The organism is Spiroplasma cantharicola, from assembly GCF_001281045.1.
Lineage (GTDB): Bacteria > Bacillota_I > Bacilli_A > Mycoplasmatales > Mycoplasmataceae > Spiroplasma_A > Spiroplasma_A cantharicola.
Genome location: NZ_CP012622.1, coordinates 1,001,518 through 1,026,451, shown reverse-complemented (window position 1 = coordinate 1,026,451; position 24,934 = coordinate 1,001,518). Strand labels below are relative to the sequence as shown.

General features: G+C 24.7%; 24 protein-coding genes. 21 read left to right on the top strand and 3 right to left on the bottom strand.

The genetic code is table 4. The features are described from left to right. Nucleotides 1-9 precede the first annotated feature (9 nt). From SCANT_RS04485 to SCANT_RS04465, 5 genes are all read left to right on the top strand, one after another. Entirely contained in the window at nt 10-699 is a 690-nt protein-coding gene (locus SCANT_RS04485) for a hypothetical protein (RefSeq protein WP_053946527.1), read from the top strand. Nucleotides 700-792: 93 nt separating this feature from the next. After that, on the top strand, nt 793-1,140 hold the full coding sequence (locus tag SCANT_RS04480; RefSeq protein ID WP_053946526.1) for a hypothetical protein: 348 nt from the start codon (nt 793-795) through the stop codon (nt 1,138-1,140). A 19-nt stretch (nt 1,141-1,159) separates the two neighbouring features. Beyond that, a complete protein-coding gene (locus tag SCANT_RS04475; RefSeq protein WP_053946525.1) occupies nt 1,160-1,666 on the top strand; it encodes a YtxH domain-containing protein in 507 nt (168 codons plus the stop codon). 1 nt (nt 1,667) lies between these two features. Further along, complete coding sequence (gene tyrS, locus SCANT_RS04470; protein WP_053946524.1) at nt 1,668-2,912, top strand: tyrosine--tRNA ligase; 1,245 nt, start codon at nt 1,668-1,670, stop codon at nt 2,910-2,912. A 12-nt stretch (nt 2,913-2,924) separates the two neighbouring features. Next, nucleotides 2,925-3,641 (top strand): hypothetical protein, encoded by a 717-nt coding sequence (locus SCANT_RS04465; protein ID WP_053946523.1) that lies wholly within the window; start codon nt 2,925-2,927, stop codon nt 3,639-3,641. 42 nt (nt 3,642-3,683) lie between these two features. Here SCANT_RS04465 and SCANT_RS04460 read toward each other — a convergent pair whose 3' ends face one another. Next, nucleotides 3,684-4,412 (bottom strand): DUF3800 domain-containing protein, encoded by a 729-nt coding sequence (locus SCANT_RS04460; RefSeq protein ID WP_053946522.1) that lies wholly within the window; start codon nt 4,410-4,412, stop codon nt 3,684-3,686. A 113-nt stretch (nt 4,413-4,525) separates the two neighbouring features. Here SCANT_RS04460 and pgsA point away from each other — a divergent pair, with 113 nt between their 5' ends. The 3 genes from pgsA to SCANT_RS04445 are packed head-to-tail and all read left to right on the top strand — an operon-like array spanning nt 4,526 to nt 6,472. Next, nucleotides 4,526-5,185 carry a CDP-diacylglycerol--glycerol-3-phosphate 3-phosphatidyltransferase gene (pgsA, locus tag SCANT_RS04455; protein WP_053946521.1) on the top strand — a complete coding sequence of 220 codons (660 nt, stop codon included), beginning with the start codon at nt 4,526-4,528 and terminating at the stop codon, nt 5,183-5,185. Beyond that, nucleotides 5,166-5,966, top strand: a complete 801-nt coding sequence (locus tag SCANT_RS04450) for an SDR family NAD(P)-dependent oxidoreductase (RefSeq protein ID WP_053946520.1) — start codon at nt 5,166-5,168, stop codon at nt 5,964-5,966. The genes pgsA and SCANT_RS04450 overlap by 20 nt, the downstream gene beginning before the upstream one ends. Continuing rightward, nucleotides 5,966-6,472, top strand: a complete 507-nt coding sequence (locus SCANT_RS04445) for a Sua5/YciO/YrdC/YwlC family protein (protein ID WP_053946519.1) — start codon at nt 5,966-5,968, stop codon at nt 6,470-6,472. Before SCANT_RS04450 ends, SCANT_RS04445 begins: the two co-directional genes overlap by 1 nt. A gap of 117 nt (nt 6,473-6,589) precedes the next feature. On the opposite strand, the gene rpsD is transcribed toward SCANT_RS04445, so the two are convergent. Next, nucleotides 6,590-7,207, bottom strand: coding sequence for a 30S ribosomal protein S4 (rpsD, locus tag SCANT_RS04440; RefSeq protein WP_053946518.1), 618 nt, complete (start codon nt 7,205-7,207; stop codon nt 6,590-6,592). A gap of 269 nt (nt 7,208-7,476) precedes the next feature. Between rpsD and SCANT_RS04435 the strand changes: the two genes are divergently transcribed. From SCANT_RS04435 to SCANT_RS04375, 13 genes are all read left to right on the top strand, one after another. Next, the gene (locus tag SCANT_RS04435) at nt 7,477-9,231 is read left to right on the top strand and encodes a septation ring formation regulator EzrA (RefSeq protein WP_053946517.1); all 1,755 of its coding nucleotides are present in this window, start codon (nt 7,477-7,479) and stop codon (nt 9,229-9,231) included. A 16-nt stretch (nt 9,232-9,247) separates the two neighbouring features. Next, on the top strand, nt 9,248-10,441 hold the full coding sequence (thiI, locus tag SCANT_RS04430; protein ID WP_053946516.1) for a tRNA uracil 4-sulfurtransferase ThiI: 1,194 nt from the start codon (nt 9,248-9,250) through the stop codon (nt 10,439-10,441). Then, a complete protein-coding gene (locus SCANT_RS04425) occupies nt 10,422-10,718 on the top strand; it encodes a hypothetical protein (protein ID WP_053946515.1) in 297 nt (98 codons plus the stop codon). Before thiI ends, SCANT_RS04425 begins: the two co-directional genes overlap by 20 nt. 15 nt (nt 10,719-10,733) lie before the next feature. Beyond that, nucleotides 10,734-11,141, top strand: a complete 408-nt coding sequence (locus tag SCANT_RS04420; protein ID WP_053946514.1) for a J domain-containing protein — start codon at nt 10,734-10,736, stop codon at nt 11,139-11,141. 67 nt (nt 11,142-11,208) lie between these two features. Further along, nucleotides 11,209-14,205, top strand: a complete 2,997-nt coding sequence (dnaE, locus tag SCANT_RS04415; protein ID WP_053946513.1) for a DNA polymerase III subunit alpha — start codon at nt 11,209-11,211, stop codon at nt 14,203-14,205. Nucleotides 14,206-14,256: 51 nt separating this feature from the next. Beyond that, complete coding sequence (polA, locus tag SCANT_RS04410; RefSeq protein ID WP_053946512.1) at nt 14,257-16,953, top strand: DNA polymerase I; 2,697 nt, start codon at nt 14,257-14,259, stop codon at nt 16,951-16,953. A 14-nt stretch (nt 16,954-16,967) separates the two neighbouring features. Then, nucleotides 16,968-17,801: a DNA-formamidopyrimidine glycosylase gene (mutM, locus tag SCANT_RS04405; RefSeq protein ID WP_053946511.1), complete on the top strand. Its 834-nt coding sequence runs from the start codon at nt 16,968-16,970 to the stop codon at nt 17,799-17,801. A gap of 152 nt (nt 17,802-17,953) precedes the next feature. Then, nucleotides 17,954-19,222, top strand: coding sequence for a replication initiation and membrane attachment family protein (locus tag SCANT_RS04400; protein ID WP_053946510.1), 1,269 nt, complete (start codon nt 17,954-17,956; stop codon nt 19,220-19,222). Further along, the gene (locus SCANT_RS04395) at nt 19,223-20,122 is read left to right on the top strand and encodes a DnaA ATPase domain-containing protein (RefSeq protein WP_053946509.1); all 900 of its coding nucleotides are present in this window, start codon (nt 19,223-19,225) and stop codon (nt 20,120-20,122) included. It begins immediately after the preceding gene. Between the two features lie 120 nt (nt 20,123-20,242). Then, complete coding sequence (gene gap / locus SCANT_RS04390; protein WP_053946508.1) at nt 20,243-21,256, top strand: type I glyceraldehyde-3-phosphate dehydrogenase; 1,014 nt, start codon at nt 20,243-20,245, stop codon at nt 21,254-21,256. Between the two features lie 58 nt (nt 21,257-21,314). Next, nucleotides 21,315-21,827, top strand: a complete 513-nt coding sequence (locus SCANT_RS04385) for a type II toxin-antitoxin system antitoxin SocA domain-containing protein (protein ID WP_053946507.1) — start codon at nt 21,315-21,317, stop codon at nt 21,825-21,827. Between the two features lie 22 nt (nt 21,828-21,849). Continuing rightward, on the top strand, nt 21,850-23,046 hold the full coding sequence (locus SCANT_RS04380) for a phosphoglycerate kinase (protein WP_053946506.1): 1,197 nt from the start codon (nt 21,850-21,852) through the stop codon (nt 23,044-23,046). Nucleotides 23,047-23,108: 62 nt separating this feature from the next. Beyond that, a complete protein-coding gene (locus SCANT_RS04375) occupies nt 23,109-23,903 on the top strand; it encodes a hypothetical protein (protein WP_053946505.1) in 795 nt (264 codons plus the stop codon). Between the two features lie 94 nt (nt 23,904-23,997). Here SCANT_RS04375 and SCANT_RS04370 read toward each other — a convergent pair whose 3' ends face one another. Further along, on the bottom strand, nt 23,998-24,921 hold the full coding sequence (locus SCANT_RS04370; RefSeq protein WP_053946504.1) for a hypothetical protein: 924 nt from the start codon (nt 24,919-24,921) through the stop codon (nt 23,998-24,000). Nucleotides 24,922-24,934 lie beyond the last annotated feature (13 nt).

The following is a 24,934-nucleotide window of genomic DNA, read 5'->3' as shown; positions in this document are numbered from 1 at the left end:
TGAAATTAAATGGACAAGAAAAATGATGATTTCATTTTAAATAAGAAAACTTATGAAACAAATGAGACAAAAAAAAGACTTGAAGAAATTAAAAATAGTAATATATTAATGAGCTCACAATCAACTGCTAATGATTTTTATGTTCCAAAAAGAAAGACTAAAAATTCTCAATTAGAAAAAGTAGATATTATAAAACCAAGAAAGAAAAAGAACCTTCCTTTTAGTCCTGAACAGCAAAAAGAAATAGAAGAAACAATTACAAATATTCAATCAGAGTATAGAGAATTTGATAAATCAAGCAAAATTTTTGAAAAAAGACTTTTAAAAGAAGAACAAAAATTATCAAGATTAATTTTAAAAACTAATAGAAAAATTGGCAGTTTAATTTTTAAAGAAGATACAGAACAATTAGAAAAAACAGTAGAGTTACAAGAAGAATATTTAAAAGCCTTTGATAAAGTCCATGATAATATAGATACCATTGCATTGAGAGAACAAAATGTATCTCTTAGAGATAGAAGAAAACATATTTACAGTAAAGCCTATAATGCTGAAACCGAAAGAGCAAGAAGACTTATTGAATTAAGAAATAAAAATAGAGCTACTTGAACAAATCAAATAAAAAAAGAAGTTAAAGCAAATTCAATAAGAAAAAGTGAAAATTGAATGGAAAGATTGGGAATACTTGATGATGAATAGATTTTTATTATCAAGTATTTTTATATGTCAATTTGTTTTTGAAAAGGCACATTAGTGTTATATAATTTTAATAATTATTAGGAGATTTTATATATGAATTTAACATTAATTTATGCAACAGCAGTTGAAAAAACACAAACAGTTATGATAATTATTCTATTAGCATTAGCAATAATTTTAACTTTATATACAATAATCACTTTAAGAAAAGTAGGAATAGCTGCTAAAAAAGTTGATTATTTTTTTGAGGACTTAACTTATAAATCAGAAATGTTAAATGCAACAGTTGATACTGTTGCAAGAGTTACAAATTATGCAGATATTTTTGATGCTTTTGCTAAAAGAAATGTTAAATCATGAGTTAAAGTAGCAACTAAAAATAAAGATGTTGTTTATAAACTAGTGGATAAATTAAGAGAATTTGCTAATTCAAAAGACTAGAATGAGGGGGTTTTAAAATATGTTTAAGTTAATAAGATTTGCCTCATGAGTCTTTATTGGAATGATGTTAGCTCCAAAAAAAGGTGTTGAGATTAGAGCTGACTTTGTTGATTATTTAAAAAAATATAGACCACAAATAAAAAGATTAATTACTACTATTGAAGAAACTTGAGAAAAATCTCAAGGAAATGAAAGTGATGAAATAGTTGCTAATGTTGAAATGAAACTTTCAAATATTAGACAAGCAAGTGATGAATTAGATGCAGCCAAAACAAAGGAATTAGCATTTAAAGCTTTACAAAAAATTGGTCAAGCAACAGTTAAAATTGGTCAAGAAATCTCTAAATCTGATAATGTAAAAATTATTGCTAAGGACTTAGCTTTAATAACTGTTGACATTATTGATAAAGCAGATGACGTTTATTCAAAAGTAAAAGATGTATCAATAAGCATGAGCGATGATGTTTATGAAAATGGCGATTCAAAAAAAGTTAAAGCAAAACCAAAAATTAAAAAGGAGAAGTAAAATGCAAAGTATTTTAAAAGAACTAGAAGCAAGAGAGTTACTCAAGCAATACACAAATGAAGAAAAAATAATTAAAGCTCAAAAAGAAGGAGCTGGATTATATTGTGGATTTGATCCAACAGCCAATTCACTTCATGTTGGTCACTTAATTCAAATCATTAACTTAAAAAGGTTTAAGGAATTTGGTTTTAGTCCAATAGCAATACTTGGTGGTGGAACTGGAATGATAGGTGACCCTAGTTTTAAAAGTGAAGAAAGAAATTTATTAACTTTAAAACAAGTTGAAGAAAATGTTAAAGATCTTAAAAAACAATTAAATTTTTTAATACCTGATATTAAAGTTGTTAATAATAATGATTGATTGGGGAAAATGTCTTTAATAGATTTCTTAAGAGAAATTGGTAAAGATTTTAATTTAGCTTATTTATTAGCAAAAGAAAATATTTCATCTAGAATTGAAAAGGGATTAAGTATTACAGAATTTTCTTATACAATGCTTCAAGGATATGATTTCTACAAGTTATATCAAGATCATAATTGCTGAATGCAAATTGGAGGATCAGATCAGTGAGGTAATATCACAAGTGGTATTGATTATATAGCAAGTAAAATTGGTAGAGAAAATTCAAAAGCTTGTGGAATAACAATGAATCTTTTAACAAAAAAAGACGGTGTGAAATTTGGAAAAACTGAATCAGGAGCAATTTGGTTAGACAAAAATAAGACAAGTGAATATGAATTTTATCAGTTTTTTATTAATCAAGATGATGAAGACTGTGAAAAATTATTTAAATTTTTAACTACTGTTTCATTAAAAGAAATTGAAAAAGTTAAAATTGAACATGCTAAAGAGCCTTTTAAAAGATTAATGCAAAAAAAATTGGCTCAAGAAATTACAACTTTTGTTCATGGACCAGAGGGTTTAAAAAAGGCTGAAAAAATAACTCAAGCTTTATTTAGTGGTAATATATCTGATTTAAAAAAAGAAGAATTATTATCAATAATTAATTCTATGGAGAAAGTGCAAGTTAAAAAAAATCAGGAAATGGTTGATTTTTTAGTGGAGTCAAAAATAGCCAGTTCAAAAAGAGAAGCTAGAGAACTTCTTAATGAAGGAGCAATTTGAATTAACAATAGCAATAAATTTGATGAAAAAACTATTGTTAATGAAAAAATGACAACAGTAGATAATTTTATTATTGTTAAAAAAGGTAAGAAAAAATATATTATTATAGAAATTTTATAGGAGTATTCAATTATGAATTTTAATTTAATCTTGAAAAAAACTTTAGGGGAAATTTTAATTTATTTTAATGAAGAGTGTTTTAAAGACTTAAAAATAAATAACAAAAACATAAAATTAGGTTCAGAAGATTTAATAGAAAAAATAACTACCGATAATTTAGATATGATTGATTCGATTATTCAGGAAGTAAATATATTAAGACAAGAGAATCAAGAATTGCTAACAAGATCAAATGTTGATCATAAGCTTTATGCAAGTACAGAGATTTTACTGTCATCTGCTTTTGAAGCTTTTAAGAAAGTTAAAGAATCTTTTACTGATCTAAATTTTTTAAAACATTCTCAATCTGATGTAAAATTGATTGATCTAAATGAAAAATTTGTTATAAGAAAACTGACATCAAATTGTCAAAGAGTTTTAAATAAGTACGAAAATCTCCCATCAAGATTTTTAGATAATTTAAAAGTCGAAGAACTTTTAAATTGTTTTAAAAAAATAATACCTTGTGAAAATATTAATGAGATTGTAGTTTTGGCAAAAGAAGTTTTGATTAAACAAGATGAAATTAAAAGGCTAGATTATTTTATTGATTATAATGCTCTTATTGATGAATATGGCTGAGTTCATGATATTGTTAAATTATCATCAGCAAATGCAGAACATATGGGTTTAATAGTTAATGTTGAGATATTTTCTAATGTAATAGCTCAAGCAGGATTAAAAATTTAAATTTATAAATAAAAAAACTGATATGTAAATATATCAGTTTTTTTATTTTTTGTTCATTTCATTAATTTTTTTAAAGTAAGACTTTTTAAAGGGATAATAAATTGTTCCATTTTTAATTCTTTCTAGATATTCCTTTTTTATTTTTGTTTGAAATAATTCATTCTTTTCAGAGTTTGGATTATTGTAAAAAGTATAGACTACATGATCCAAAATATCAGCTAGTCTAATAACATCAGTTAATTTACTAGATAAATAATAAGTATTTATAGTATAGGGTTTTTCAATATAATTAGTTTTCAACAAATTTTCCAATTGGTTATATTCAGTTTTCTTTAAGTTTCTTTCATCCATTAAGAGAAAAATTCTTTTACATTTTTCTTCAAAAGAAAACAATTTAGAATTAAAATGTATTAAGTTATTAACAAAGAAATCATATGCCAACATTTCATTAACAGTAAAGTGCTCACTTAGCTCTTTTCTAGAAACAACAGAAAAAATGGGGTAAATGCAATCTCCAATTTCATCAAAAATTCTATTAATAAAATCTACCATAGCAAGTTCATCAGATTTATTACCTTTTAATTCAAAGTTCTTAGGAATGTTATATTTATTTTTAATTTCATTTTCAATCAAACGTATTTTAGTCTTTACAAGGTCTTTATCAGAATACAAAAAACCACCAACAATAAAAAAATTAGCAATGTCATTTTTATTCAATTTTCCACTTTCGTCCAAAGCTATATACAATTTTTCATCTATGAAATTTCCCATAAAATTCCTCATTTTTTATATTCTATCATATATGAATATCTAAATATTTAAATATTCATAGGTTAGTTGTTAGTGTTATATTATAATAAGATAGAATGAAAAGAGGCTTCTTTATGAATTTAGCAAATAAAATTACATTAATAAGGATACTTTTAATTCCTTTAATAGTTATCTTATTACTTTTAACCCCTGTAGAACCTATATATAGTGGGGTGCCAGCATTAAAATTAACTGTTATTAGCATTGGAAATTATAATTTAACATTAACATATTTGATAGCAGGAATACTGTTCATCATTGCTAGCTTAACTGATATGTTAGATGGTTATGTTGCAAGAAAGTACAATATGGTTACAAATTTTGGTAAGTTTTTTGACTCAATAGCAGATAAACTTTTAACAAATGCCATATTAATTATATTTGCATGTTTTAAAATAATTCCAATTTGAATGTGTGTAATTTTAATATGTAGAGACTTTATAATTGATGTTGTAAGACAAGTATTAGCAAATTCAGCAGTGGTAATGGCTGCAAATCAAATGGGAAGAATTAGAGCAACTGCTGAAATGCTAGGTTTATCAATTTTATTTTTCTTAGGTATTCAATGTTGAGAGGGTATGGGAGAATATGGTTGAGTTAATCAAGTTGTAATAATACCGATGTATTTAACAACTATTCTTTCAATTATTTCTGCATTTATTTATATAAAAGCAAATAAAAAAGTTTTATTTGATAGTTCAACGGAGAAAAAAGATGAAGAAAAATCAAAATAAACAAGCATATGCAATAGTTACAGGAGCAAGTAAAGGACTTGGTTATGCTTATTGTGAAGAGTTATTGAAATTAGGTTATAACATTATTGGTGTTGCAAGAGATACAAGTTCTCTTAAGGAATTACAAGACAAATATTTGGATTTAAAAGTTGAATCATGAGACTTAGATTTAAGCGATATTAAAAACTCTTATAAACTATTTGAAAAATCTAAAGACTTTGATATTGAAATTGTTATTAATAATGCAGGTTACGGAGTTTGGGGATTTTTTGAAGAATCTGATTTAGAACAAGAACTAAATATGATAGATCTAAATATTAAGACTTTACATATACTTACCAAGTTATTTGTTCAAGAATTTCAAAAGAAAAATAGAGGTAGAATATTTAACATTGGGTCTATGGCAGCATTTACACCAGCTCCAGTTTTTTCAAGTTATTATGCTTCAAAAGCTTATGTCTGAAGTTTAGGAGTTGCAATTAATACAGAACTTAAAAAGACTAAATCAAAAGTAAGAGTGATTACTTTATGTCCTGGGCCTTTAAAAACTGAATTTTGAAATAGAAGTAGCAATCAAAAAGAAGCTAAATATAAATCAACTATTAAGGTTATGAAAACAAGTACATATGCAAAAAAAAGTTTGCTGGCAGGTTTAAAAACTAAAAGAAAAAATTATATTATAACAGGTAGAAGCAATAAAATGGCAAAGTCTCTTACAAAATGAGCACCTCAATCAATAGTTTTAAACTCTGTTTATAATTATCAAAGAAAGAGAAAATAATGTTAAGTAAAAGAAATATTCAATTAGCTATACAGCTTCTAAATGAGAATAAAATAGTAATTCTACCCACAGATACAATATATGGTATTAGTGCCCTATATGATGAATTAAATGAACAAAAGATTAATGAAATAAAAAAATCAAGTACTTCAAAAAAATTGATTGTTTTATTTTCAAAATTTAAGCAACTAAAAAAGATTGCAAAAATTAGTAAAGAATTCAAAAGCAATAGTAAAAGTAAAGAACCCCTAACTCAGATTATAGATGGACAAAATGGACCAATTGCTTTAAGAAAAGTTAAAAGAAAAGATTTAAAAAAGATAATAAATAAAGTTGGTTTAATTTTTTCTACAAGTGTCAATTATTCAGGAAATAACTTTTTGACAAAAAAAGAAGAGTTAGATTTATTTAATATAAAAATAAGTGAGATTTTCTGAGATGGTGAGTTAAAATCTAAACCATCAAAAATAATAGATCTTAGCAAAAATGAAATAATTAGACAATAAAAAAATTTCTATTTAGTAGAAATTTTTTTAATAATTAGATTTAATGTAAATACTTCTTAAACTTTATATAAAAAAAACATCTTAATTTAATTTCAGATGCTTTTACAAATTAACTCATTATTTAATTAAACGGTTGTATCATTCAACAATTAATGCTTCATTAATTTCTTGGTTTAATTCTTTTCTTTCTGGCAATCTTAATAATGACCCAGTTAATTTTGCTTTATCAAATTTTACAAATTCAACAGTTGATACATTTGATGCTAATGCTTCAACAATTTTGTCATTTTTTTGCATTTTTTCTTTAACAGAAATAATATCTCCGATTTTAACTGCATAAGAAGGGATATCTAATTTTTTCCCATTAACTAAGATATGTCCGTGAGACACTAATTGTCTTGCACCTTGTCTTGTTAATGATAATCCCATTCTGTAAACTACATTATCCAATCTTGATTCTAATTGTTGTAAGAAAATTGTACCTGTAATTCCTTTAATTTTTTTAGCTCTTGCATAAGTATTTCTAAATTGTCTTTCAGTTAAACCATACATAAATTTAACTTTTTGCTTTTCTTGCATTTGTTGACCATAACCTGATAGTTTTGTTCTTCTTGCTCCATGTTGTCCAGGTGCAGTAGTTCTTTTTTTACCTTTTGAGAACTCTTTTCCTGTTTCTAAGATAGAAAATCCATATCTTCTAGCTTTTTTAAATGTAGAGCCTGTATATCTTGACATACTTTAAATCCTCTTAATTTTCTATTTTTATTATATTATTTTGGAAAATCCTAACTAAAGTTAAACTCCAGCAAAGGAAGTCTATAGTTCGCCCTTCATCTGCAGGGGTTACTTTTAATAAGTTATAGACTAATTATTTTGCAGTGTTTAATTGCAGATTAACCAAAAATAATTATATCTTAAATTAGGAGTAAAAAATAAGATATTTGAAAAAAAACAACAAGATTTATGTATATGATATAATGAAATTAATTCTAAGGAAGTATTATATGAAATCATTATGGGATATTGATCAATTATTTAAGAATCCAATATACATATCTGCTTTATGTATTTTTTTAGCTTGTCTTGTGGCAACAGTCATTATTCTTATTTTATTAAGCATTTATAAAAAAATTCTTCAAGTTGCTGCTAAAACAATTGATTTAATTGATGACTTAAAAAAATCTCCTTTAAAATATAGGCTAAATAGAATATCAATTATTTTTGACGAAACAGGTAGTTTTGAAAAGGAACTAATGATTTGAAGAACAAAATATGAAATTTTATTTGAAAAAGAACTGCAAAAAATATTTGTGGATTTTGTTGGATTATTAGAAGATAAAAAGAATACATTACCTAACTTAAAAAATGTTAAAAAATTTGAAGCAATTTATTCAAGAGTAACAAATATTAACAAGAATGTTCATGATATTTTTATTGATATTATGAATTATCTTGAAATTGAATTTATTCAAAGAGATTCAATAACATTTCAAAAAGAATTATTTAGAATACTAAAAGATGAAGTTATAATGACTACATTTAAAGAAGTTGCCATAGATGAAGAAAAATTAAAGAACACTATTGAACAAATAGATGAGCTATTTGAAGATTTCTATTTAAAATTAGATGAAGGTAAATATAAGGAAAGTTGAGATTATTTATTAAAAATTGATCAAGCCTTAGTTTTTTTAATTGAACTTTTAGATTCAATTCCATATGTGATTTCAACAATAACAACTGTGATTCCAGAATTAATGATAAGTTTAAAAAATAAACATATTACTTTTGGACCTGTTGAAAGAAAATTACCAAGAAATGCATTGAAATATGCAGAACTTGAAAATCAAGTAGATAAATTAAGAGTTAAAATTAATAATGAATTAAAGAAATTGCAATTTAAAAAAGCAAATAGAACTTTAAAAGAGGTCTTTAATCAAATTGCAGTATTCAAAAGTGCTGTTGAAAATGAAGATAATTTAAAGTCATTCTTTGAAGTTAGAACTCCAGAAATAAGAAATAAATTTGACCGTATTGAGCAATCATCAAGATATATTGAAAGAGATTTTGCAAAAGTTGAAGGAATTTCAAAGCAGATTTCAAAGGAAAGAAATGAATTTGAAAATGCAAAATCTTCTTTTAGAAAAACAAAAACAAAAGCTGATTTATTATTTTCACAAATTGATTTAGGAACTAATAGTGGAAATGAAATTAATTTATCTGAGATTAAATCTCAAATGCTTGAGCTTATGGACCAATCATTAAAAGATATGACTGCTTTAGAAAAATCTGCAAAAACAGTTGAAAGTAAAAGTACAAATATTGATTCATTAGAAAATCAAATTATTTTTGTTCAATCAATTTTAAATCAATTGGATGTTAAAATAAATCAATATAAATCAATTAAAGAATTAGAAAAATTTATTTTACCAATTCAAGAAATACATGCTAAATTACAAAAAATCTCTACAGATAAGTTAAAGAAAATATCAACTTTAGAAGATCGTTCATTAGTATCAAATGAAGTTGAATTATATAATCAGGAAACTTTATTTATAGCAAGAGATTTAAATGATACAATTTTTTTAGACTATATTTCTCAAGAAATTATTATATATTTGGAAAGATATGTAGGTAAAATTGAAGGAATTGAAAAAATTATATTTGATTGTGAAGGGTTATTTAAAACAAGACAACTTGATCAATTAATAGGTTATTCTTTAAAAACATTATTAAGAATTAAAGAAAATTACAGAAGATAAATTACAGAGGTAATAAATGAAAAACATTTTAATAAGATATGGAGAATTAACATTAAAGGGTAATAATAGAAATGCCTTTATTAGTAAACTAATTCAAAATATAAAATATAAATTAAAACAATATAAAGATATTATTGTTTATAAAAAAGACCATAACAGTTTAGTTTTGGAGATTAAGGATTCAGATAAGTTAGAAGAAATTTGTCATATATTACAAAATATTTTTGGTATATATTCTTTATCAATAGTTGAAATTGTAGAAAAAGATGTAGACTTAATATTAAAAAGATGTTTGGAAGTTGCAAGTAAACATATTGGAAGTTTTAAAGTTGAAGTTGAAAGAAAAGATAAAGGTTTTCAAGTAAGTTCTCAAGATTTAAAAACAAAAATTGCAGTGAGCATACTTAAAAATAATCAAAACATTACTGTTGATGTGCACAATCCACAATTAAAAATAACTGTTATTATAAAGCATAATGGTGCTTTTATATTTACTTCACGAATAAAAGCCTCAAAAGGCTTACCAGTTGGAGTTAGTGGCAAAGGCTTATCCTTATTAAGTGGAGGAATTGATTCTCCTGTGGCAAGTTATTTAACTTTAAAAAGAGGAATGCAAGTTGATTTTTTACACTTTATGACTCCACCTCATACTTCAAAAGAAGCATTGGACAAAGTTTTTCAATTAACAAGTAAAATAGAAAAATATAATCAGAGTAATTTCTCTCTTTATATTTGTGATTTTTCAATTATTTTAAAAGAATTAATGCATATAAAAGAAGAATCTTATAGAATAACAATTATGAGAAGAATCTTTATAAGAATTGCAAATAAATTATGTGAGTTAATTAAGGCAAATGCAATTATAACAGGAGAGTCATTGGGGCAAGTAGCTAGTCAAACTATTGAATCAATTAATGTTATTAATGAAGTTTCAAAATTGCCAATTTTGAGACCAGTCTTAACATGTGATAAAGAAGAAATTATTGAAATATCAAAAAAAATTGATACGTATAATATCTCTATATTGCCTTTTGATGACGTTTGTTCAATGTATGTCCCAAAAAATCCAGTTACAAAACCTAAATCTTTTATTGCTCAAAAACAAGAAGAGAACTTACTTTTAGATGAATTAATTGATTATACAATTACAAATTTAATAAAAACTTATATATGAAAAGATGGTGAATTATGTGAAAAAGAAAACAAATAAAAAGAAATTAGCAAAAAATAAATTTGGAGTTTTCAATGGCAATATAGTCAATAGTGAAACTTTGGGAGTTGATCAAGAATTTGCAATAGAAAATTATAAAGATTCTTCATTAACAATTTCTGAAATTGAAAAAACTTCACCATTAAATAAAAAAGACTGAGAAAATAATATTAAAAGTAAAAAAAGAAAAACAAATTATTTAATTTATAAAATTGCAGCATATATAATAATATTATTAATAATAGTTTTACTAATAGTTTGGCTTGTTATTACTTAGAGAAGAGAGAAATTGATGGATGATTTATTTAAATTACTTTGAAGAATAATCAATTTTATTTTTATTTATTTACTTATTGATATGTTATTCAGTAGAAAAAAAAGAAGAGGCGGACCAAATCAAAATAATAGAAATAATAATCAAAGTCGTTATTTTGATGATGAAACAAAAGATCAGGGTTTTGATCAATCGCAATCATATACTGATTTTTATAAAGGAGAATCTCAAATTAATCAAGCCTATCAAGCTTTAGGATTACAAAAAGGGGTAACTTTAAAAGAGGTCAAAAAAAAATATATTGAATTAGCTAAAAAATATCACCCAGATAAAAATCCAGGTAACTTAGAAGCTCAAGCTGAAATGACAAAGATTAATAATGCATATGATATTATAGTTGAAGATTTTAACAAAAGAAAAGCGTAAACACTATTTCAATAAATGGTGTTTTTTTGTTAATAATGTAAAATAAAGTAAGTGAGGTTTAATTAGGATGGAATACTTAAATTTACTTAATATTCATAGTTGCTATAATTTCTTAAATTCAACAATTAAAATTGAAGATTATTTGAATTTCTTAAAATTAAATAATTTGAGTTATGGTTTTTATGCAGATAAAAAAACCATGTATGGTGCAGCCGAATTCTATGAAAAAGCAAAGCAATTAAATATTAAACCTATTATAGGTTTAAACATTGATTTGTCTTTTGGAACTATTTTAATTTATGCAAAAAACAATAATGGTTATCAACAAATAAGCCATATAAGCTCTTTTATTAATGAAAATGATAAATTAGACTTAGAGAAATTAGAGAATTTTTTTTGAAATATAATTTCAGATGACTTAATTGTTATATCAATTTTTTCAATTGAAAATGTTGATAAGTATATTGATAAATTTAATAAGATCTTAAATGCTAACAATTTTTATATTGGAATAAATAAGCAAAATTATAAATATTTTTCAAAAAATAGTAATACCGTTTTTGCAAATCCTATTAATTTTTTAAGTGAGAGTGAATTTTCGGTATATAAAACTTTACAAGCTATATCTGAGGGAAAATTAATTTCAGAGTTAGAAAATGTCGATAAAAATTTTTATTTTTCAAAGGACTTAGTTGCCAATTATATGAATATTGAAAATCATCAAAATAATCTATTAAAAATATATTCACAAATTGATTTTGAAAATATCTTTGTTTATAAAAAACATTTTTTAAAATATCCAAACAGTAAAAAAATGCCCTCACAAAATTATTTACAAGTAATTTGTGAAGAGTTTCTAGAAGAATATTTGGAATCAAAAAAAGAATTGAACAAAAATTTATATAAAGAGAGATTAAAATATGAATTAGATATTATTAATAAAATGGGATTTGAAGACTATTTTTTAATTGTTCATGATATGATTTGCGAAGCAATAAGATTAGAAATCTTATATGGACCAGGAAGAGGATCAGCTGCTGGAAGCTTAGTTTCATTTTTATTAAAAATTACTAAATTAGATCCAATTCAATGAGGATTACTTTTTGAAAGATTTTTAAATATAGAAAGAGTTACACTTCCAGATATTGATTTAGATTTTCAAGATGATAGAAGAGAAGAAATTTTGGAATATCTATTTAACAAATATGGAAAAAATAATTTTGCAACTATTACTACATTTCAAACTATTGGAATTAAAAATGCATTAAGAGATTGTGGCAGAGTTTTTGATATACCAATTAGTGACATTAATCATATGAGCAAACAGATTAATGAGAAGAATGTCAAAGACTTAAGTTTGGCTTTAAGAGACAGTGAGATTTTAAAAAAATATAAAGATAAGTATCCTCAAATTTTTGACATTAGTGAAAAAATAATAGGATTACCAAGACAAACAGGTACTCATGCTGCAGGTGTAGTTTTTTCTGATGTTGAATTATATAAAGTTGTTCCAACCAAAATTGGAATTAATGGTATTTCTCAAACACAGTTTTCTATGAACTATCTAGAAGATATTGGATTAATTAAAACTGATATTTTAGGTTTAAGAAATTTATCAATAATACAAGAAATAATTAAAAATATTAAAATGATTAATAAAGTAAATATTAAGTTAGAAGATATTCCTTTAAATGATAAAAATACTTTTAATCTTTTAAAATCAGGTGATACTAGTGGAATTTTTCAATTAGAATCAGTGGGAATGACAGATGTATTAATTAAAATGAAAGTAGACTCAATTGATGATATAGCTCTTACAAGTGCATTGTATAGACCAGGTCCGCAGGATAACATTCCTTTATTTATTGAAAGAAAAAATCATGGAATTAAAGATTTATCAGTTGACAAAAATATTGAAGATATTTTACAATCTACTTTTGGAATAATAGTTTATCAAGAACAAATTATGCAAATGCTACAGAGAGTTGCTAATATGAGTTTAAGTAAAGCAGACATTGTAAGAAGAGCTATTGGTAAAAAAGATAAAATTTTAATGCAAGATTTTAAAGAAGAGTTCATTAATGAAGCAATCAAGAATGGCTATTCTAAAAATAAAGCAAATGAAATTTGAGTTTACATTGAAAAATTTGCTTTATATGGTTTTAATAAATCTCATGCAATTGCATATTCATTAATAAGTTATTGAATGGCATATTTAAAAGCTAATTATAAGGCTTCATTTTATTGTTCATTATTAAATGGTTCAATTAGAAATGAGACAAAGACCTCTCAATATTTAAATGAAGTTAAAAAGGCGGGATTTAATGTTAATCCCCCAACAATAAAAAACCCAAATAGTATCTATGTTTTTCATAATAATATGATAAATATTCCTATGAATATAATTAAATATATTGGTCCAGAATTTCTAAAAAATATAAAACTACTATTTAAAACTAAAAAAGAAGTTTTTGAAAATATTCTTTTATTTATTGGTAATATGAAAGAAAATGGTTTAACTGAACAAAGATATATTGCATTAGTTTATTCTGGAGCATTTGATTGCTTTGGTTTTTCAAGAAAAGATTTAATTTTAAGAAGAGAGCAAATTTTCAATTTAAGTGAAACAGCGACATTATTAAATGATCCAAATATATCATTGGACTTACAAAAAAGAAAAGATAAACCAGAAGAAATAGTAAGTTTTGAAAAAGAATATTTAGGTTTTTTTGTATCTTCACATCCTTTATCCCTAATGAGACAAAAAATAATCAACAGTAATAAGTTAAGAACTTTAAATAGTTTGAAAGATAGTGGAATTATTTGTGATGTACTTATAAATATTGAAAATATAGTTACAAAAAATGATAAAAATGGAAATGAAATGGGCTTTATCGATATTGTTGATGAAACTGATTCAATGATAGTTACAATTTTTGCTTCAGTATTTGAAAATCTGAAACCTAAATTAAATTTAGGAAAAAATTTAATTATTAAAATTAAAACGCAAAGCTTCAATAATAAAATAAATGCAGTGCTACTTGAGGTAGTTAAAGAGTTATAATAAAAAGAGTGATAAGTTTCTTTGTGTTATATAGAATTAATGGTGGAAAATATGAAAAACAAATTTTTACTTGTTGATGGTAATGCTTTAATTTTTAGAGCATTTTATAGTTCTTATGGAAGAGCAACATTAACAACAAAAAGTGGGATACCCACAAATGCTGTATTCTCATTTATTAATATGCTTATGAATATTATTGAAAAAAATGATTATTTTTGCGTTAAGGTAGCTTTTGACAAAGGTAAAAAAACCTTTAGACATGAAAAATTAAAAGATTATAAAGCAGGAAGAGCTAAAACTCCTTCTGAGCTAGTTTTACAATTTCCCATAGTTAGGGAATTTTTAACAAATGCCAATATCGAATGATTTGAAGTGGATAATTATGAAGCAGATGATATTATTGGATCAATAACTAAAACTTTGGAAAGTAATAAAGAAGCAGAAACTCATATTTTAACAAGTGATCAAGATATGTATCAATTGATATCAGATAAAACATTTGTTTTATCACCTCAAATTGGAACTAGTGAACTAGTAGTTTATAATCGTGAAAAATTATTTGATAAATGAGGGGTAACTCCTGAGCAAGTAATTGATTATAAAGGTCTTAGAGGAGATTCTTCAGATAATATCAAGGGTGTTGCAGGGATTGGAGAAAAAACTGCAAAGGACTTATTACAAGAATTCCATACATTAGAAAATATTTATAATAATCTTGAAAAAATAAAAGGTGCAAAGCAAGCTAAATTAATTTCTGGAAAAGAAGATGCGTTCCTTTCAAAAGAAATAGCAACAATTTATAAAGATATGGAATTGAATAAAATAGACTTTAATAAAACTGAAATAAATTTTGAAGCTCTTAAGAATTTTTTTATAAAATACGAAATGAATTCTCTTTTAAAAAAATATAGTTCAAAAAACAGTGTGGAAACCAAGGAAGAAAAATTAGAGTATATTGTTTTAAATAAATGAGAGCCAAAATATAGTGACTCTGAGAACTATATATATTTAGAAACACTAAATGATAATTATCACACAAGTGATGTAATTGGAATTGCAATAGCAAATTCAAAGGGAAATTTTTATTATTCATTTAATACAAGTGAAACCGTAGATATTTTTAATTGGAATAATTCTGTAATTGATGAACAATTTCAAATATTTTTAAAAAACTCAAAGTTTAAAACTTATGATGTTAAAAAAACTATTATTGCATTAATGAAAATGGGCTATCAAATAAATCCTGATTTATTTATTTATGATATGATGATTGCTTGCTATGTTATCAATTCAAATGTTAAATCAACTTTTGATCAACATATAATTATGATTGACCCTTCAATTGAAACAAAAACTTTTGAAGAGATTTTTGGTAAGGGTGTTAAAAAAACTCAAGTGATTGATGAAAAAGTAAAAATGGACTATATTGTAAACAAAGTTTTACTAATAAAAAAAGATGAACAAGAAATTTTGAAGTTATTAAAAGATAATAATCAAATGAGCTTGTATGAAAAAATTGAATTTGAATTTGCCAAAGTTTTAATTGATATGGAAATTGAAGGAATTCAAGTTGATCGTGATGAACTTGCAAAACAAGAAAAAAATATATTACAATTACTAGTTGATTTGGAATTAGATATAAAAGATGATTTAAAAGAATATATAGACAAGGATTTTAATTTAGCTTCTCCAAAACAATTAAAAGAACTACTTTTTGAAAAACTAAAATTACCTGATTACAATAAAGGAAGTACCGATAGAGAAACTTTGGATTATTTAGAAGATAAGCATCCTGTAATTTCAAAAATTATTGCTTTTAGAAAATATAATAAATTACATTCAACTTACTTAAAAGGTTTTGAAAAATTTATTCATCCAGATAATAAAGTACATACAATTTTTAATCAAACCCTTACAAATACAGGAAGACTAAGTTCTAGTTATCCAAATATTCAAAATATTTCTGTAAGAGATGAAGAACAAAAAAATGTTAGAAAAATATTTGTAACTAAAGAAGATAATGTATATTTGAGTTTTGACTACTCTCAAATTGAATTAAGAGTTTTAGCAGATATAGTTAATGAAAAAAAACTTGTTGAAATTTTTTCAATGAATAGAGATATTCATTCAGAAGCTGCAAGAAGTATATTTAAATTAAATCAAGATGAAAAAATTAGTTCAGAACAAAGAAGAGTTGCAAAGGTATTTAATTTTGGAATTCTTTATGGTTTGAGTGACTTTGGTCTTGCAAAGGATTTAAAAATTTCTATTCCCCAAGCTAAAGAATATATAAAAACTTATTATGAAGCTTTTCCTCAAATTTTAAAATTTAAAGAAGAAGTTATAAAACTTGGTTATGAAAAAGGTTATGTTGAAACATTAGGGAATCGTAGAAGATATATTTATGAATTAAGTAATACTAATTATATGGTAAAACAATTTGGTGAAAGAGCAGCTGTTAATGCTCCAATACAAGGAACAGCTGCTGATATCTTAAAAGTTGCTATGATTAATGTATTTAAAAACTTAAAATCTCAAAAATTACAATCAAAGATGATAGCTCAAATTCATGATGAAATTATTCTATTAGTTAAAAAGCAAGAATTAGAAGAAGTTAAAACTATGGTTTTAAAAACTATGCAAGAAGCTTATAATGATTTATTAAAAATAGCAAATAAAAATAGAGAAGCACTTGTTGAATTAGAAATAAATTATTCGCAAGCAAATGATTGATTTAATCTTAAATAAGGAGACTTAAAATTATGCCAGAATTACCAGAAGTTGAAACCGTTGTAAGAACCTTAAATAGTAAGGTTAAAAATCTTACAATAAAAAAAGTTAAAATAACTTATCCAAATCTAATTAAAACAGATATCTCGATTGAAGATTTTGAAAATAAGATTAAAGGTAGAAAAATAGATAATATATCAAGAATTGCAAAACATATAATTTTTGAATTGCAAGATCTTGTTTTAATAAGCCATTTAAGAATGGAAGGTAAATGATTTGTTTTCGATTCACAAACTGTATATGATACAAAGCATGTTGAAGCAATTTTTGAATTAAGTGATAATAAAATGATGGTATACAGTGATACAAGAAAATTTGGAACATTTCATTTGCAAGAAAAAGCTACATTTAAAAGTCAAAATCCAATAAATAAGGTGGGTCCAGAACCCTTTAATAGCGCTTTAAATGGCCAATATTTACTTGATATAATGTCTCGTTCAAATAAACATATTAAAACAGTCTTATTAGACCAAACCAAAATATCAGGAATTGGCAATATTTATGCTGACGAAATCTTGTTTGATTCAAAAATTCACCCTGAAAAAAGAGCTAGTGCTCTTAATTTAGAAGACTATGAAAGAATACTTAAATCTTCTAAAAAAATATTAAAACGCTCAATTGATCTTGGTGGTTCAACAATAGATACTTATCAACCAGAGCAAGGAATAGATGGTAAATTTCAAAATGAGTTAAAAGTACATACAAGAAAAAATAAACCTTGCTATGAATGTGGAAGAATTATTGAGAAAATAAAAGTAAATGGAAGAGGCACTTATTTCTGTAAAGAATGTCAATTTCTATATTAAGTTGTGGATAACTTCTAAAACACCTTTATTTAAGGTGTTTTTTAGTTTTTTTTATTAACAATTAATAGTCAATTTTTAAAAGATTATTAAATCTATTTCCTTTTTTTTCTTTTTTTTTATTATTAGTAAGTCAAAAGGGTAAGAGGTATACAATGAATAATTTTAATTACAGAGTCATTTTAAAAAATATGATAGATAGTTCAAATATTAAGATTATAACTTACTTATACCAGCCAATAATGGGCTCTAAAGCAGTTTCTTTATACTATTCGTTAATTAACGAGTCATATATTTTTCATGATCTAAAAAAAATAAATTTGTCAGATAATAGACTTTCAAAAATTACAGGTATTTCACAAAATAGTTTACCTAAATATTTTAAAAAATTAGAAGCGTTAGGACTCTTAAGAACTTTAGAAAATAAAGAACGAAAAACTATAATCTTTAATCTTTATTCACCATTAGAACCTTCAATCTTTTTTGAAAATCAGGTTTTCAATAATGTATTAATATCTAAGCTTGGCAAAGACGATTATGAATTGGTTAGATTTTCATTTAGAGATGAAGGAGAAGTTTCAATAGAAAGTGGTTATCAAGATACATCTTCAAAATTTGTTGAAGTTTTTGGAGAGGTTAAAAAAGACATAGCAAACGAAGCAAAAATGATTAAGGCAAAACCAAAAAGAACAAATGCATTATTAAACGGATTAGATTATAAGCAATTAATAAAATCTTTAGAAAAAGAAGATTTTATAATTAGTGAAAGTAATAAAGTTGTTCAAAAAGCAGTAGAGGAAGTTTTTGGATCATATAATATAACTCAAAATGAAATTGAAAAAATAATAAAAAAGATTTATGATAAAGAAACGTGCTCATTTGATAGTCAATTATTCTATAAAGAAGCTTCAAAAGTTATTTTTAAAAAAGACGAGTTTAGCGAAACTATTCCTGACTTTGACGCTAAATTAAATATTCAAAATCAAAAAAATAAAAAATTAACAGAAATGGAAACAATAGAACCTGAAGAATATTTATTAGCTTTAATAAATTCTAAATCTGCAAATATAATAGAGTTGGATAAAATTCATAATGAAATAGTTGAAATTTTACAAAATAAATATAAGTTAAGAAATGGAGTAATTAATTGTTTATTGGATTTTGTTTTCTTAAAAAATAAAGGAAAGATCATTCCTAATTATATTTATAAAATTGGAGCAACAATGTCAGAAAATGGATTTAATGTTGCTGCTGAAGCTTTTGAATATCTAAAAGTTGCTCATCAAAAATCAAAAGGAAAGATTAAAAAAGAGCATAAAATTGAATTGGATTCTAAATGAGATGAGGCTTTACATAAAGAAACATATAAAATAAAAATTGAAGATGATTTAGTTTTTGATGAAACAGGATGAGGTGATTTTTAGATGAAGCAATTAACTTTAGAAGAAATTAAAAATCACAAGGATTTTAAAGAACTAATTAAAAAATATAGTATAACAGATCAAATATTGGAAAATAACATTTTACTTATTAGAAGATTTCTAAGTGATTATATCTATTGTTCTAAAGAAGAAGAATTGAGGTTTTGCAAGCAACCAATTGTAGGTGTCCAACAAAAACTTGTTTATAAAAATAATGTTTTTTATATTGCAAGTAAAAATTGTAAACATTGAGTATTTGAAAACAAAGATTATAAAATTACAAAAAATATAATATATGCAGATTATGATTTAAAAGAGAATACTCAAACTATTGGCGAATATATTGAAGCTTTAGACTTATCAAAAGTTAGTTTGACCCAAAAAACATTATTTACTAAGATTAGAGAAAATTTAACTAATAATTCATGAAAGGGATTTTATCTGCACGGTAAACCTGGAATTGGTAAAACTTTTTTAATGAAAAGATTGGCAAATTATTATGCAAAAAAAGATAAAAAAGTCATTTTTGTTACTGTAAATAAATTAGTAAAAATAGTAAAAGATACATTTAATAATCAAGAAAGAAATGAATTGTCTAAATTTTATGATGATTGCTTAAATGTTGATATATTAATACTTGATGATATTGGAGCAGAGATAGTTAGTGACTGAAGTAGAGATGAATTACTATTTGGAATTTTAAATCATAGGTTGGAAAATAAAATGGTAACTCATTTTACTTCAAATTTTTCAATTTCAGAATTACAGGGTTATTATTTAAATAAAAGAGTGACTGGAGTTGAAGAAAAAAAATTTGAAAAGCAAAAAACTTTAAGATTTACAGAAAGACTAAAGGGTTTAACATTTGAATTTCATTTAACTGGAACTAATAAAAGATATTAATAGATTTTTTTCCACATTGGAAAAATTAGTCGGAAAAATTGGAAATAAATTTTTGTGCTTTTTTTTAATAAATTAAGTCATTAAGGTATAAAATAAAGACGTGAAAGGAAACGACCAAATATGAAAAAAATAGCAATTAACGGTTTTGGAAGAATTGGGCGTCTAGCTTTTAGACAATTATTCTTATCAAAAAATGTTGAAATTGTAGCAATTAACGATTTAACAAACTCAAAAACATTAGCATACTTATTAGAATTTGACTCAGCTCACGGGAGATTTATGAGTGGAAAAATAGAGGCTAAAGAAGATGCAATAGTAGTTAATGGTAAAGAAATTAAAATTTTAGCTGAAAGAGAAGCTAAAAACTTACCATGAGGAAAAATGGGTATTGACTTAGTAGTAGAATGTACTGGATTCTATGCTGATAAAGCAAAGTCACAAGCTCACATTGATGCAGGAGCTAAAAAAGTAATTATTTCAGCTCCAGCAACAGGAGATTTAAAAACAGTTGTTTTTGGTGTAAACCACAAAACAATTACAGCTGATGATACAATAGTTTCAGCAGCTTCATGTACAACAAACTGTTTATCACCAGTAGCAAAAATTTTAGATGAGAAATTTGGAATTGTTAAAGGATTAATGAATACAATTCATGCCGTTACAAATGACCAAAACTTATTAGACTTACCTCACGTTGACTTACGTCGTGGACGTGCAGCAGCATGAAATATTGTTCCATCAAAAACTGGAGCAGCAGCAGCAGTAGGAAAAGTTTTACCAAACTTAAATGGGAAATTAGATGGTTTAGCATTACGTGTGCCAACAATTACTGGATCAATTGTTGACTTAACTGTTGAATTAGCAAAAAATACAACTGTTGATGAAATTAATAACTCAATTAAAACAGCAATTTCAAAAGATGCTGGCTTGAAAGCAGCTTTAGAATATTGTACAAAAGAAATCGTTTCACAAGACGTAATTGGATCAACATATGGTTCAATCTTTGATGCAACTTTAACAAGAGTTATGGAAGTTGATGGAAAACAATTAGTTAAAGTATTTGCATGATATGACAATGAAAATTCATTTACTTCACAGTTTATCCGTACAATTAACTACATGTTAAGTTTATAATTTTCTAAAATAAAACAATTAACATATTTTTACACGATATTATTATTGAGGTGAAAATATGTTTTTTTATTCAAAAGAAGAATATATTGAGTATGTACTTAATGTAATTGCAAAGGTTAAATTAAATAATAATCTTAAAAAGGTTACTCAAATTCAAATTCAAAAAATAATGTATATTATCTATTCCTACTTTTTAATTTTTAAATCTAAAATAGTTGATATAAAATTTGAAACTTGAAAATGAGGTCCAGTAATTTATGAATTATGAAAGAATCATACAAAATATTCTAAATTAAATGTTCCTTTAATTTTTGACAAAGAAAAGGATTTCAAAATATCTAATAACTTTGAAATTGAAAATAAGATTACTTATGAGATTATTAAATTTTTATTAAATTTAAAACATTGGGATATAGTTTCGATTTGTCATGAACAAACACCATGAAAAAAAATATATAGTCCAAGTAAAAATTATTTAATTACTGATCAAGATATTTTAAGTTTTCATATGGAAAACAACGATAATTTTTTTGAATATATAGATTTTATAGTTAAAAATGTTTTAAAATAAATAAGTATAGGAGAATATAAAAATGAAAAAGACACTAAACGATATTCAAGTAGCAGATAAAACTGTTCTTGTTAGAGTTGATTTTAATGTACCATTAAAAGATGGGGTTATAACTGATGATAACCGTATTAAAGCAGCTTTACCAACAATTAATTACTTAATTGAAAAAGGAGCAAAAATTGTTTTATTTTCACATTTAAGTAGAATTAAAGAAGAAAGCGATAAAACCAAAAAAACATTGGCACCGATTGCTAAAAAATTGGAAGAAATATCAAAAAAATCAGTAAAATTCATAGCACAAACAAGAGGAAAAGAATTGGAATCAGCAATTAAATCTTTAAAAGCTGGAGAAATAATTTTATTTGAAAACACACGTTTTGAAGACGTTCAAAATGGAGAGGTTGTTAAATATGAATCAAAAAATAACAGTGAACTTGGTAAATACTGAGCTAGTTTAGGAGATGTATTTGTAAATGATGCATTTGGAACAGCTCATAGAGCTCATGCTTCAAATGTTGGAATTGCATCTAATATAAAGGAAAGTTGTGTTGGTTTTTTAGTTCAAAAAGAATTAGAAATGCTAGCAAAGGGAATTGATAAACCTGAACACCCATTTATTGCAATAATTGGTGGAGCTAAGGTTTCTGACAAAATAGGAGTTATTGATAATTTATTAGAGAAGGCAGATAAAATTATTATTGGAGGGGGAATGGCATATACATTCTTCAAAGCACAAGGTCATAAAATTGGAAAGTCATTATGTGAAGAAGATAAAGTGGCTTTAGCAAAACAATATTTAGATAAAGCTAATGGAAAAATTATTTTACCAATAGATTCTGCAAATAATAGTGACTTTAAAGATACACCACCAACAATATCAGGTGTTGATTTACCTGATGATGTAATGGGGTTAGATATTGGTCCTAAATCAATTAAGTTGTTTGAAGATACTTTAAAAAATGCAAAAACAGTAGCTTGAAATGGCCCAATGGGAGTTTTTGAATTCAATCACTATAATAAAGGAACATTAGCAGTTTGCGAAGCTATTGCAAATTTAAAAAATGCATTTACTTTAATTGGTGGAGGAGATTCAGCAGCAGCAGCAATTCAATTAGGATTTAAAGAAAAATTCACACATATTTCAACTGGTGGTGGAGCTTCTTTAGAATATATGGAAGGTAAAGTATTACCAGGAGTTGAAGCAATTCAAAATAAATAATTATAAAACAAACACGATTTATAATCGTGTTTTTTGATTTATAATTAGAAATGGTGATTTACTTGAATAGAAAAACAAGAAAAATAGATAATAGTGAATGAATTACAAATATATTCTTAGATGAGAATAATATATATTTTACAGATAGTCTTCCAAATAAAACCAATAATTTCCTTTGCTATATTTCAAAAGAAAATTTTAATGAAAATTTAAAAAATAAGGCAGACATACAAAGAACATTTTTATCACACCCAAGTCCTTTAGTGTCTTCACTTGAAGATATTAGTAAAACTGATATAGAGGTATTAAAAGTTTCAAAATACTATATTCAAAATTTTGTAAGTATTGAAGGAATTGAGTATATAAGTTTTATTAAAAATAATCAAGTTTTTACTAATATTCTCAATTCAGAATTAGAAGCCAAACAGTTACAAATTATTAAAAAAATAGGCAATAGATTAGTAATTAAAAAAGAAGATGGGATTTGATTAACTGATCATTTTCTGAAATCTATTAAAAAAATAAATTATGATATTGTAGATATTATTAAATTGAAAACTAAATATGTAATTCAAACTTCAAAAGAAGAATTAATAGTTTTAGATGAAAATTTTAATTTTGAAAAAAATATTTTAACAAAGCAGGGTTTTAAAAAAATATATTATATAAATCAAAACAATATATTAATAAGTTATAAGGAACTTAATATTACAAATATTTACAATATTTTTACAGATAAGGATGAATTATTTGATAATTCTTTTATAAATAGAGCTATTCTATTAGGTGAAAATTTGCTGCTTTCAAAGAAAATTGAAAACAGTACAAAAAGTGATTTATTGAATTTAATTTATTAAATTTAGATGAAAATTAAATACAAAAAAATCCATACTAAATTGTATGGAAATATCTTACTAAAATAAACTTTAATTAAAGTTTATTTTTTTATTTTTAAGCTTGTGCTTCGTTAACTTCATACTCTCTTTGTTTTTCAGCAAGTCTTGAGTAATCTTGATATTCAATAGTATCACCTTTAGCTCATATACCTTTAATAATTCTATTTATTGTGTAAATAATAAATAATTGAATTGCAATTCTATATGCAGCAAATGTTGTACTCAATAGTGCTCCAAAGAATCCTCTTTTTTTGTTGAATAGATCAGCAAAAATTGAGAAAATTGTAAGAACAGCTGCTATTAATTGTCATATCAATACAAATGTAGCAAAGATTAAGTTTATAATTGCTATAAAATTCATAAATTTATAGGCAATTCCTTTTTTATCTCATGCTGCTTTTGAATTTGGTGTTGCAAACACCAAACAGTTTAAAGCTCCTCAACATACGATTGCTGATAGAATACCAACAACGATTTGATCTGCTAATCCAGCATTAAATATTTGTTTTGTAGAAATTAATGAATAACCAAAATAAAGTGCTAATGCCAATGAACCAGCAATTAAACTATTTCCACCGTATCCTTTAGATATTGTGAATTTTGGACTAACTGTTGATTTAATAGGAATATTTTGCATTTGGGCTAGTACAAATGGTGTGAATAAACCACCAACTGAAATAGAGAATAATGCAATGATATATCTATTATTTAGTAATGTAATATCATCAGATTTTCTTAAAAAGTTTATGATGAATGAACAAAAGAATATATTAGTTATAATAGCAAAACCTACTAATGAAACAATCATTGGAACTAGATTTTTTATAGTTTCATCTCCATCACTAAGTTCATTTGCAAAATTTGGATCTGCTATATAAAAACCAAACACTACAGCTGATAATAAACCTACAAATAATCCGAATCAATTTCCAATTAAAAGTAGCACTCTTAAACTTGAAGTTTGTCTATTTCCTCTCATTTTTCCACCTCCT